Origin of the sequence: Actinoplanes philippinensis (assembly GCF_900113015.1) — a bacterium.
In the GTDB taxonomy this organism is placed as follows: Bacteria; Actinomycetota; Actinomycetes; order Mycobacteriales; family Micromonosporaceae; genus Actinoplanes; species Actinoplanes philippinensis.
This window is the reverse complement of the sequence record NZ_FONV01000019.1, coordinates 91,571-104,097: the sequence shown is the minus strand read 5'-3', so window position 1 is coordinate 104,097 and position 12,527 is coordinate 91,571. Positions and strand designations below refer to the sequence as shown.

Genomic DNA, 12,527 nt, shown 5'->3' with positions numbered 1-12,527 from the left:
ATAGTCTGGTGCATGACTGATTGCCGGCACCTGATGGGCACCCACGAGATCCGGATGCTGCTGGGCGGGATCACGCGACAGCGGGTCTACCAGCTCACCTGCCGCCCCGACTTCCCGCCACCGGCGGCCGACCTGAGCCAGGGAAAGGTGTGGTACACGGTGGACATCGAGCGCTGGGTGGCCGACCGGAAGGACACCCTGTTCGCGGCGGATCCCGATGAGTGATCCGCGGCGCTAACCTGCCCCCTATGGGTAAAGCGGAGCTCGAGGAACTCGTCGTGCCGGACGCGGCGGCGCTGCGTGAGTGGCTGCTGGCCAACCACGACGCGTCGCCGGGTGTGTGGCTGGCCCTGACCAAGAAGGGCGGCGACGTCACCACACTGACCTGGCAGCAGGCCGTCGACGAGGCGCTGTGTTTCGGCTGGATCGACGGTCAGGCCCGCAAGCGCGACGAGGCCTCCTCGTGGATCCGGTTCACCCCGCGCCGCGCCCGCAGCTCCTGGTCGCAGCGCAACGTCGGGCACGTCGCCCGGCTGGAGGCGGCGGGGCTGATGCAGCCCGCGGGCCGTGCCGCGGTGGAGGCGGCCAAGGCGGACGGGCGGTGGGCGGCCGCCTACGCCCCGCCGTCGGAGGCGGAGGCGCCGGCCGACCTGCTTGCCGCGATCGCCGCCGACCCGGCCGCCCAGTCGATGTTCGACGTGCTCACCAAGGCGAACCGGTTCGCGCTGATCTACCGGCTCAACGCGGTCAAACGCGCCGAGACCCGAGAGCGCAAGATCGTCGAGTTCGTGGCGATGCTGGCCCGCCAGGAGACGTTCTACCCGCAGAAGGCCCGGCCGGCGTGACCGGGCCGCCGGCGGGAGGCATTGTGCGGCCACCGTAACCTCGGCAGCGTGACCAGTCTCGATGACGACGGTTCCACCCGGCACGACGCCGCGGCCTCCGGCCCGGCAAAGGCGACAACCCCAGACCCCGATCCGGTACGCCTGACCCCTCCCGCCGACCCGTGGCTGACCGAGGCGCCCACCTCGGCCATCGCGGACCCGGCCACCCTCCAGTCCTTCCCGAACCCGGCGACCCAGTCGGTCCCGGACCCGGCCACCCAGTCCTTCCCGGACCCGGCGACCACGACGGCCGGCCCGGACGCGACCCTGGTCGACCCCGCGGCACCGTCCTACAGCGGTCCAGTTCACGGCGGCCCGGTCCAGGGCAGTCCGGTGTCCGGCAGTCCGGTGTCCGGCGGCCCGGTCCACGGTGGTTGGGTCCCCGGCGGTCCGGCTCACGGCAGTCCGCTCAAGGGCGGCCCGGTCTTCGCCACCCTTGAGCGCCGTCGCCGGCGCCGGCCCCGACGGCTGCTCGTCGCGGTTCTCGCCGGGTGCGCGGTGTTCCTCGCCGCGATCCTGGCCGTCGACCTGTTCGGCGACCACGACGGCGACGACGGCGCACGCGGCGTCACCCCGCCGGCGGCCACGACACCGTCCGTCGCGGCGTCGCCGTCCGATCGTACCCCCGCCTCGTCGTCCCCGGCCCCCGCCGACCGGGCCTCGACCGCGGCCGCAACCCCGGCGGACCGCTCCCCCGCCGCGGCCCCGGCGGACGCCGGCGGCCCGCTGGTCGTCTACGAGGTGACCGCCAGCGGCTCCGGCAACATCGGCAGCATCGCCTACACCGACCAGGACGGCGACATCATCCGCCGCAACGGGGTGCCGCTGCCGTGGCGCACCACGTTCCCCGCCGGCTCGCAGCGGCATCCCCTGGTCCTCGACGCCCAGCGCAAGGGCGGCGGCGACGCCGGCCCGGTGACCTGCACGATCACGGTCGCCGGCAAGGTGCTGGCCACCACGACGGCCGAGGGCAGGTACGGTGCGCCGCTCTGCAGCGGCAGCGCCTGACCCGGCCTCAGCAACGGTGCCGCCCATCCGATGGTGCGGGCATGGTGAGTCCGTCGTCCGGCCCGGCGCCGCTGATCGCCGCGCGGGAGTTGCAGGAGCCCGCGCGGTTGCGGGCGCTGCGCGCCACCGGCCTGCTGGAGCAGCCGTCCAGCGCCGTGCTGGAGCGGCTGACCCGCCTGGCCGGCCGGCTGGTGAACGCCCCGGTGGCGTTGGTGTCGCTGGTGACCGACGACCGGCAGGTGTTCCCCTGCGCCGTGGGCCTGCCGGAGCCGTGGGCGAGCCGCGCCGAGACCCCGCTGTCGCATTCGTTCTGCCGGCATGTGGTCATGGCCGACGCGCCGCTGATCGTCACCGACGCCCGCGGCGACGACCGGGTCAGCGACAACCTCGCCATCGACGACATCGGTGTGGTCGCCTACGCCGGATTCCCGCTGCGCAGTCCGCAGGGCCACACCCTCGGCTCGTTCTGTGTGATCGACAACCGGCCGCGGGTCTGGTCGCCGTCCGAGCTGGCGGTGGTGGAGGACCTGGCCGCCGCGGCGGAGGCCGAGATCGCGATGCGGCTGTCGCAGGCCGAGCTGATGAGCGAGTCCCGGCGACGGCAGGCGATCCTCAACGCGGCCGCTGACGCGTTCGTGACCGCCGACGAGAACGGCCTGGTGCACAGCTGGAACGTCGCCGCCGAGCAGCTGTTCGGATGGAGCGAGTGCGAGGCGCTGGGCCGGCCGATGTCGGAGCTGATGATCCCGGAGCGGTTCCGGGAGCGGCACGAGGCCGGGCTGCGCCGGGTACGGGCCGAGGGCCGTTCCCGCCTGGCCGGGCAACGACTCGACATGACCGCGCTGGACCGCGCCGGCCGGGAGTTCCCGGTGGAGATGGTCCTGCAGGCGCAGGTGGGTGACGACGGCACGTTCTTCCACGCGTTCCTGCACGACATCAGCGACCGCAAGGCCCGCGAGCAGGAGATCTCCGACAGCGAGGCCCGGTTCCGGTCGCTGTTCGAGTCGTCGCCGATCGGCATGGCGCTGGTCGGGCTGGACGGCGCGTGGTTGCGGGTCAATCCGGCGATGAGCGTGATCACCGGTCACACCGCCGACGAGCTGCTGGCGATCGACTTCCAGACGATCACGCACCCCGACGACCTCGACCAGGACCTGGGGCTGGTCGAGCAGCTGCTCGCCGGGGAGATCTCGGACTATCGGATGCACAAACGCTACCTGCGCAAGGACGGCACGACCGTGTGGTGCCTGCTGTCGGTCGCGCTGGTCCGCGACGACACCGGCGCACCGCAGCACTTCCTGTCGCAGATCGTCGAGGTCGACGCCGAGCGGCGCAGCCGGGAGCTGCTGGACGTCACCTTCGCCGCCGCACCGGACCCGCACCTGCTGGCCACCCCCGACGGGGTCGCGCTGCGGGTCAACGCCGCCTGGGGCACGGTGCTCGGCTGGACGGAGGGTGACCTGCTGGGCGCCGACGTCACGGCGATGGTCCATCCACACGATCAGGCGGAGGTACGGGGTTTCCTCAGGGCCGCGGCGTCCGGTCGGCAGACGGAGCAGGCCGTGACCGTGGTGAGCCGCTACCGGACCGCGTCGGGCACGTACCGCTGGCTGCAGTGGCACGGCGCGGCGGCGCCCGGGCAGGGGCTGGTGGTGGCGACCGCCCGTGACGTCACCGAGGCCCGTGCGGTCCAGGAGGCGCTGCGGCGTAGCGAGGAGCAGTCCCGGATGGCGTTCGAGGCCAGCCCGCTGGGGATGGTCATCGCCGACTCCGACGGCCGGTTCGTCCGGCTCAACCCGGCGTTCGCCCAGCTGCTCGGCACCGGCGACCTGGTGGGACGTGACTACCGGGAGGTCACCCACCCCGACGACCGGGAGTCGTCGGCGCACGCGGTGGCCCGGATGCTGCGCGACGGCGTCGGCGAGCTGGAGAAGCGGTTCCTGCGGCCGGACGGCACGGTGGTGTGGGCGCGGGTGACGATCACCGGCGTCACCGGCGCCGACGGCCGGCCCCAGCGGCTGGTCCAGGTGGAGGACATCACCGCCCGTAAGGAGGCCGAGGAGCACGCCGCCCGGGAGACCCAGCGGCTGCGTACGATGATCTCCGTCCAGCGGGAGGTCGCCGCGGCCGCGGCCGACCGTCAGGCGACGCTGCAGCTGGTCGCCGACCGCGCGGTCGAGGCCCTGCCCGCCGCCGAGGGGGCACTGGTCGGCCTGGTCGACGGCACCGAGCTGTATGCCGGGGCCGCGGCCGGGACCCTGACCGCCCACAGCGACGTGCGGGTGCAGATCAGCGGCTCGCTGGCCGGCCGGGTCGTCACCACCGGAACCACGTTGCGCTGCGACGACATCGCCACCGACGAACGCGTCGACCGGGACAACAGCCTGGCCGCGGCGGTCCGGTCGATGGTCGTGGCGCCGCTGTTCGCCGACGGCCGGGTGTTCGGCACGCTCGGGGTGTCCAGTCCCCGCGCCCACGCGTTCGACGACGCGGACACCGAACAGCTGACGCTGCTGGCCGACGCGCTCAGCGGCGCGCTGCGGCACGCCGACGACACCGAGCAGCGGTCACGGCTGCTGCGGCAGCTGCAGGAGCGCGCCGACCTGCTCGACCTGACCCAGGACGCGGTGATCGTACGGGACCTCGACGGCCGGGTCGTCTACTGGAACCCGGCGGCGGAACACATCTACGGCTGGGCGCCGGAGGTCGCCGCCGGCCACGACCTGGACCGTCTGCTCGGCACCGTGTGGACCGCCGACCTCAACCGGGCCCGGATCGACCGGGCCCTGCACGAGCACGGCACGTGGGCCGGTGAGCTGGAGCACCGCCGGGCCGACGGGCGGCGGGTGACAGTGCTGTCCCGCAAGTCCCTGCAGCGCGACCCGGACGGCAACCCGGTCGGGATCCTGTCGATCAACACCGACGTCACCGCCCGCCGCCACGCCGAACAGGCGCTGCGCGACAGTGAGCAGCTGTTCCGCTCACAGTTCGCGCACTCCGCGATCGGCCAGGTCATCCGCGGCGCCGACGACCGGGTCCAGGAGGTCAACCCGGCGTTCGCGGCGATGCTCGGCTACCGCCCGGACCAGCTGATCGGCGACACGATCGGCCGGCACATCAGCCCGGAGGCGCTACCCGCCCGGGCCCGAGCGCTGGCCACCCTCTTCACCGGCCAGGCCGACTCCTACCATCAGGTGTGCCGGCTGATCCGGGCCGACGGCGAACGGCTCGACGTCGACGTGACCGTCTCGGTGATCCGCGACGGGACCGGTCATCCGGAACGGTTCGTCTGTCTCTTCCAGGACATCAGCGACCGCCGGGCCGCCGAGGCCGCCCGGGACCGGGCCATCGCCGAACTCGCCGGCCACAACCGTCAGCTCCAGGAGGCCAACCGGCTCAAGCAGGACCTGATGGGCATGCTCGGCCACGAGATCGGCAACCCGCTGACCTCGATCCTCGGCTACACGGAGATCTTCACCGAGGAATGGGGCGAACTCTCCGCCGGCCGGCAGCAGACCATGCTGAACGCGATCTCCCGCAACGCGCACCTCATCGACGGCATCGTCCGGGAGGTCCTCACCCTGGTCACCCTGGACGCCGGGCAGATCACCGCGACCCCGGAGGCGGTGACGGTCCGCGACCATCTCGACGCCGCGGTGGAGAACACCGGCACGGGCGGGGTCACGATCGACTGCCCGGACGGGACCGTCGCGTCCGTCCAGCCCGGCCATCTGGCGCAGATCCTCACCAATCTGCTCTCCAACGCCCGCAAGTACGGTGGAGGCGCGACCGCGATGACCGTCACCGGCGACGCCGCCACGGTCCGCATCGCCGTCCACGACGCCGGGCCCGGGGTTCCGCCCGATCTGCGGCCGCACCTGTTCGACAGGTTCACCCGCGCCCAGGAGACCGCCGGCACGGTCAAGGGCACCGGCCTGGGCCTGCACATCGTCCGGGAACTGGCACGCGCCAACGGCGGCGACGTCCACTACGAGCCCGCCCCGGAGCGGGGGTCGATCTTCGTGCTGGCCCTTCCCCTCCCGCCGGCGGGTTGATGGAGTGTGCTTTCATCGGCGGCTCCGGCACCGCGACACGGGGAGCCGACGATCTTCTTCTTCGAGGGTGAGCGCGCCGGCCGGTTGCAGCCCGGTCATCGTGGAGCAGTTGCTGCCGGTCACCTGGGAAGGGCCGCGGCGCCGCGCTGATCCTCGCCCGCGGCCTGCTGGCCGTCCTGATCACGCTGATCGTCGCGTGCGAGGTCGAGTGGAAGCTGCTCCTGCTGTGCCACTGACGCGAGGTCGAGCGCGAGAGCACCGACACGGGGTCAGCGCAGGAGCGGCCGATGATCGAGCGCCGCCCGCATCAGCCTGCCGCGGTCGGCCAGGTCCGGGAGGACCGCCTCGTCGAGCGGCTCGACGGTGGCGGTGTCACCGAAGTACGGGTTGCCGGGAAGCCCGATCAGCCGCGCCTCCGGGACGCCGGGGAAGTAGATCGCGCCCCGCCCCGCCGCCTCGATCCACACCCGCGCCGACACCGGCCCGTGCACGACCAGATGTCCGGCGTCGGCGAGGCCGGTGAACAGCTGACCCTCGACGGTCAGCGCGCCGCCGACGAACAGCTGCCCGTGCGACACGCAGGTCAGATCCCGCACGGTGACCGCGCCGGTGACGTACAGCGCCGTGTTGCTGTCCCAGTTCTGGAACGTCGCCGGGCCGTGCACCGTCAGGTCCCCGTCGATCACGTACAGCGTGCTGATGTCGTCGCCGTCGTTGTCGTGCACGACCAGCGGGCCGTCGACGGTGACGTCACCGTCGTGGACGAAGAACCACTCGGGCTCCTCGCCGTACAGGTCCTCCAGCTCGACGCTGTCCTGGCTGATCTCGAGCAGGTCCCAGCGCTCGCCGGCCTCCTGCGCCGGCACCCGCTCCCAGCCCGGCCGGGGCCGCCCGTCAAAGAACATGCGTCTCCTCCTCGGAAGCCCGCCCGCAGCGTGGAGCGGGCGCGGGTCATCGCCGACGACCAGGGCATCGTACGAGCCGGGCTGACGACGATCCGGCACATCCGCCCGCAACCGCGTCGAACTCGCCGCCCGGGCCCACCGCGCCCACCGCGTCCGGTGACCCACCGTCAGCCGGCGGCGAGCGGCTGCTCCGCCGTGACCGTCACCGCGACCGGCTCCGCGACGGCCGGACGCGACGCCAGGCACGCCTGCAGCCGGGCGTGCCGGAACTGGTAGGCCGGACCCACCCGGCGCAGGATGCCACGGTCGTGGGCGTCGTCGAGGAAGTCGAGAACCCGCCACGGCGCCAGCCCCCGCACCGCCAGCCACGCCCGCGCGTAGCCGAAACGCAGCCACGCCGACCCCGCCCCGCTGGTGAAGGCGATGACCGTGCCCAGGACGACCGACACCTGGGTCAGCAGCGTCCACCGCACCGCCCCGGTGAACGCCGCCTGCCCCACCAGCAGCTCGATCACGGCGATCGACGCGGCCATCGTCGTCAGGAAGACCGTGCGGTCCTGCCGCAACGACGTCCGCGAGCCGGCCGGCCGGTTCACGTCGGCGGGCGTGCCGATGCCGTCGACCAGAAACGCGATGATGCCCGTCAGCAGACCCCCGACCAGGCACAGCGCGGCCACCGCGCCCACCGCTCCGATCAGGCCGCCGATCGTCGGGGTGTAGAGCAGCAGCACCCCGAGAATCAGCGGCGTGGCACAGAGCGCGAACCCGCTGCCGACGGCGAACCCGTTGAGGAACATCCGGGGCCGCAGCCGGATCCGCGACGGCTTTCCGTCGGCCAGGCCCATCAGGGCGCCGATCAGCGGCCCCAGGACCAGCGACAGCCCCAGGGTCATCGGCAGGGCCCAGCCCTCGGTGTTGTCACGCAGGATGAGCACCTGGACGAGGACACCGACCAGCAGCACACCGGCGAGCGCCTGCCGGCCGAGCCCGAACGGCACCGCCTCCACCAGCTGCCACCAGGTCAGCTCCCGGGCCCGCGTCCGGTTCAGATGCGCGGCCAGGAACGCGAGCCACCGCTCCGCCTTCACCTGCGGATACCGCCGCTGCCCGGCCGCGCCCTCGGTCCGGTGCTCGGCGTAGAGGGCCGGAACGTACCCCCGCAGCAGATGCGCCTCCAGGGCCTCCCGGTCGGTGAAGGCGAGAAGGTCCGACGGCGACGTGTCGGGCTCCCGGTAGACCACCCGCGCCAGATGCACCATCAGCGGCGTCGAGAACGCCCGGGCCACCGCGCTGTCCGGGAACTCCGCCAGATGCCGGGTGACCGGATCCCACCGCCGCCGGCCCCGCTCGCCCTGGCCGGCCGGCAGGTAGGCGGCCGCCTCGGCGTGCGACACCGGCTCCAGCTCGACGACCGCGGCCCGCGCCAGCACCGCCCCCACCTGGCCGATCAGCTCCTGATACTCGGCCGCACGGCAGGTCACCACCATCGGCCGGTCCTCGGACAGGTAGTTGTTGAGCCGGGTGACGGCGAGCGAAACCTGGTCACGGGCCACCTCGTCGAGCCCGTCGAGCACCGGGATGATCCGGCCGGAGCCGAGCAGCCGACGCACCGCGTCCGCGCCGAAGTGCTCCTCCGAGCCGAGCAACGGATACGCCCCGCCGATCTGCTCGACCAGCCACTCGTCGAGACCCTGCTCCTCCGGGCGCCACATCGACAGGCTCAGCAGCACCGGCACCGGCTCCCCCGGCTCGCGCACCGCCAGCAGCTCCCGGACCAGCAGAACCGCCAGCGACGTCTTGCCCGAGCCGGGCGCGCCGATCACCACCAGCCGCCGGGCCGGCAGCCGGCGCAGCGTCGCGGCCACCTGCGTGACATCACCGTGCAGCTTCAGCCGGGTGGGCCGGCCCGCCGTCCATCCCGGACCGAGCACGTCGGCGGCCGAGGCGGCGACCTCCCGGCCGGTCGACGCCCACCGCACCCGCAGCGGCGCCGGCTGCGCCAGACCACGGACCCGGGCCTCGTGACTCCACTGCCGCGACACCAGCTCGGCCAGCTCCGCGGCGGCGTCGTCGAGCAGACGCCGGTGCTCCGACGCGGCCGGCCGCCGGCTCTGCCGCACGGTGAACACGGTGACCAGCAGCCCGATCCCGGTCAGCACCAGAGCGCCCACACTGGCCCTCTGATCCGCCGCCTGCCAAGGGTCCTGCGAATGATCGGTGAAATACGTCCATGCGAAAGCGGCGAAGATCAGAATTGTCGTCCCACCGGCGACAGCGGGCAGGAATCGGCGACCCCCGAATTTTCGCATTGCCACATGATGCCGCCTTCAATTGATCTCCATCATCGGGGTCATCGATGAGAAAAACATTCACAACCAGCGGGGTACGCGTCCCGCAAGCCCCGCACGTGCACGGACAACGGCCCGGCCGCCGATTAGCGGATCCGCTACCGGGGTGCACCCGGCCGATATCTCAAGTCACAACGTCCGCCCCGCAATCTGGTTCCCGTCAGTCATTCGGGGGAAGGACGTCGTCTTGAAGGTTCAGTTCCGTAAGTACGTTGTTGCCGCCGCCACCGTCGGTGCGTTCGCCGCGATCGGCGCGATGGCGCTGCCGACCGGGTCGGCCGGCTGGGAACCCGTCACGTACGGCCTGACCGCCGCCCCGGAGCAACTGCTCCCGGCCACCGTCTCCGCCGACCGGCCCGCCCGGGTCGTCACCACCACCGTCGGAAAGGACGGCCGCCCGGTCGTCTCGGTCAAGGAGGCCACCGACCGGCAGTCCGCGGTCCGCCTCGTCGAGGACGGCCAGAGCACCGACGACGCGGTGAGCGTCGAGGTCGACGCCCAGGCCTACGCCTACGGCGTGCCCACCGGCACCGACCCGAGCCGCGCCCAGCAGTGGGACCTCACCAAGCTCAAGGCCGACCAGGCCTGGAAGCGGTCGACCGGCGCCGGCGTCACCGTCGCCGTCGTCGACACCGGCGTCGACGCCACCCACCCGGACCTGGCCGGCCACGTGCTCGACGGCTACGACGCGATCACCGACCGGACCGGCCCGGTCACCGACGACCACGGCCACGGCACCCACGTCGCCGGCACGATCGCCGCCGTCACCGGCAACGGCGTCGGCGTCGCCGGCCTCGCCCCGGACGCCCGGATCCTGCCGGTCAAGGTGCTCGGCGCCAACGGCGGCGGCAACATGTCCGACATCGCCGAGGGCATCATCTGGGCCGCCGACCACGGCGCCCAGATCATCAACATGTCCCTCGGCTCGACCACCAAGGTCGCCGCGGTCAGCAACGCCGTCAGCTACGCCCGCAGCAAGGGCGTCACGGTCGTCGCCGCGGTCGGCAACAGCCGCCAGTCCGGCAGCCCGGTCTCCTACCCGGCGGCCGACCCCGGCGTCATCGGCGTCGCCGGCACCGACGCGAACGACCGGATCGGCACCTACTCGAACGCCGGCAACTACGTCGACGTCGCCGCCCCCGGCACCGACATCCTCAGCACCTACCCGGCCCGGCGCGGCCCCGGATACAAGCAGATGAGCGGCACCTCGATGGCGTCACCGCACGTCGCCGCGGCCGCCGCGCTGCTCAAGAGCGCCAACCCGGCGCTGACCGCCGACCAGATCGAGACGACGCTGGAGAAGACCGCCGTCGACCTCGGCGCGGCCGGCTTCGACAACGACTTCGGCAACGGCCGTATCGACCCGGCCGCCGCCCTCGCATCGCTGACCCCGGTCACCACCCCGACCACGCGCCCCACCACGAGCGCGCCCGCGACCCGCCCGACCACCAGCGCGCCCGCGACCCGTCCCACCACCAGCGCGCCCGCGACCCGTCCGACCACCAGCGCGCCGGCCACGCGCCCCACCACCAGCGCCCCGGCGACCCGTCCCACCACCAGCGCGCCGGCCACCCGCCCGACGACCAGCCCGATCACCGCCGCGCCGACCACCAGCGCCCCGACCGGCGCGGCCGCCTACGAGGCCGAGGTCGTCACCCTCACCAACGCGCAGCGCACCAGCAACGGATGCCCCGCGGCCCGCACCGACGACCGCCTCACCGCCGCCGCCCGCGCCCACAGCGCCGACATGGTCGCCCGCAACTTCTTCGACCACACCGGCTCCGACGGCAGCAACTTCGTCACCCGCGCCAACCGGGCCGGCTACACCGCGCCCTCCGGCGAGAACATCGCCTACGGCTACCGCTCCCCGCAGGAGGTCGTGACCGGCTGGATGAACAGCCCCGGCCACCGCGCCAACATCCTCAACTGCGAGAGCGTCGCCATCGGCGTCGGCCTGGCCACCAAGTCCGACGGCACCCCGTACTGGACGCAGGTCTTCGGCCGCGCCTGACGGCAGAAGACCGCGCCTGACCGTCGAAGGACACACCTGACCGTCGAAGGCCGCACCTGACGGCAGAAGGAACGGCCGGATCCCCACGGGGTCCGGCCGTTCCCGCGTTCAGCCGGGCTCCGACTCGTGCCCGGCCGGATGCGAGCGCAACAGCCCGTCGTACGCCCGGATCGCCGTGATGTCCCCCGTGACGACCCGGTGGATCGTCCGCGTGATCGGCATCGCCAGACCGTGCCGGTCGGCCAGGCGCACCGCCGCGTGCACGGTCTTCACCCCTTCGGCCACCTGCCCCATCTCGGCGAGGATCTCCTCCAGGGTCCGGCCCCGGCCGAGTTGCTCGCCGACGTGCCGGTTGCGGCTGTGCGGGCTGATGCACGTCGCCACCAGGTCGCCCATGCCGGCCAGCCCGGCCAGCGTGCTCGGCTCGCCGCCCATCGCGACGGCCAGCGTGGTCAGCTCGGCGAGCCCGCGCGAGATCACCCCGGCCCGGGTGTTGTCGCCGACACCGAGGCCCTGGGCGATGCCGGTGGCGATCGCGACGACGTTCTTCAGCGCGCCGCCGACCTCGCAGCCGATCACGTCATGGTTGGTGTAGACACGCAGCAGCCCCCGCCGGAAGACCTGCTGGATCGCGGTCGCGACAGTACGGTCCTCGGTCGCGATCACGGTCGCCGCCGCCATCCCGGCCATGATCTCCTTGGCCAGGTTGGGCCCGGTGAGCGCGGCCGCGGGGTGTCCGGGCAGCACGTCCTTGATCACTTCGGTCATGCGCAGCAGCGAGTCGCGTTCCAGGCCCTTGCTCAGGCTGACGACCGGGATCCACGGGTGCAGGTCCGGCCGTACCTCCTGCAGGGTGTCCCGGAAAGCGCCGGTGGGCACGCCGACGACGAGCAGCTCGGCGTGTGCCGCGGCCTCGGCCAGGTCGGCGGTGGCGCGCAGCCGGGCCGGCAGCGGGAACCCGGCGAGGTAGCGCTCGTTGGTGTGCTTGGCGTTGATCTCCTCGGCGGTCGCCGGGTTACGGGCCCAGATCAGCGACTCGTGATCGCGGCGGGTGAGAACCGAGGCGACCGTGGTGCCCCACGACCCGGCGCCGAGCACGGTGATCCGCATGTTTCGCCCTTCCCTAGGCACGCGCCGGCACCCGGCAGGCTAGAGGATACGGCGGCAGTCCTGTTTCCCAGCCGTCGTCGATGAGTTACGCCGTCGTGTCGCGGTCTGTCACACCGCCTTCGGCATCCTAGGAGGATAGTCCGGTTGGGCTGGGGACGATCATCGACGACGGACGATCCCGCCGCTACAGTCATCGGCGGGGGTGA

General features: G+C 72.9%; 8 protein-coding genes. 5 read left to right on the top strand and 3 right to left on the bottom strand.

The features are described from left to right. The first annotated feature begins 12 nt into the window (after nt 1-12). The 4 genes from BM290_RS39335 to BM290_RS39320 are packed head-to-tail and all read left to right on the top strand — an operon-like array spanning nt 13 to nt 5,947. Nucleotides 13-225, top strand: a complete 213-nt coding sequence (locus BM290_RS39335) for a hypothetical protein (RefSeq protein WP_093621058.1) — start codon at nt 13-15, stop codon at nt 223-225. 23 nt (nt 226-248) lie between these two features. Beyond that, the gene (locus BM290_RS39330; protein WP_093621057.1) at nt 249-845 is read left to right on the top strand and encodes a YdeI/OmpD-associated family protein; all 597 of its coding nucleotides are present in this window, start codon (nt 249-251) and stop codon (nt 843-845) included. 48 nt (nt 846-893) lie between these two features. Then, nucleotides 894-1,892 (top strand): MmpS family transport accessory protein, encoded by a 999-nt coding sequence (locus tag BM290_RS39325; protein WP_093621056.1) that lies wholly within the window; start codon nt 894-896, stop codon nt 1,890-1,892. A 41-nt stretch (nt 1,893-1,933) separates the two neighbouring features. Continuing rightward, a complete protein-coding gene (locus BM290_RS39320) occupies nt 1,934-5,947 on the top strand; it encodes a PAS domain S-box protein (RefSeq protein ID WP_093621055.1) in 4,014 nt (1,337 codons plus the stop codon). A 269-nt stretch (nt 5,948-6,216) separates the two neighbouring features. Here the strand turns inward: BM290_RS39320 and BM290_RS39315 are convergent, their stop codons facing one another. Both BM290_RS39315 and BM290_RS39310 read right to left on the bottom strand, forming a co-directional pair. Beyond that, the gene (locus tag BM290_RS39315; RefSeq protein ID WP_143134093.1) at nt 6,217-6,852 is read right to left on the bottom strand and encodes a hypothetical protein; all 636 of its coding nucleotides are present in this window, start codon (nt 6,850-6,852) and stop codon (nt 6,217-6,219) included. A gap of 167 nt (nt 6,853-7,019) precedes the next feature. Beyond that, nucleotides 7,020-9,161: an NACHT domain-containing protein gene (locus tag BM290_RS39310; RefSeq protein ID WP_093621053.1), complete on the bottom strand. Its 2,142-nt coding sequence runs from the start codon at nt 9,159-9,161 to the stop codon at nt 7,020-7,022. A gap of 226 nt (nt 9,162-9,387) precedes the next feature. On the opposite strand from BM290_RS39310, the gene BM290_RS39305 reads away from it, so the two are divergent. Further along, on the top strand, nt 9,388-11,211 hold the full coding sequence (locus BM290_RS39305) for a S8 family serine peptidase (protein WP_093621052.1): 1,824 nt from the start codon (nt 9,388-9,390) through the stop codon (nt 11,209-11,211). Between the two features lie 108 nt (nt 11,212-11,319). On the opposite strand, the gene BM290_RS39300 is transcribed toward BM290_RS39305, so the two are convergent. Beyond that, nucleotides 11,320-12,321: an NAD(P)H-dependent glycerol-3-phosphate dehydrogenase gene (locus tag BM290_RS39300; RefSeq protein WP_093621051.1), complete on the bottom strand. Its 1,002-nt coding sequence runs from the start codon at nt 12,319-12,321 to the stop codon at nt 11,320-11,322. Nucleotides 12,322-12,527 lie beyond the last annotated feature (206 nt).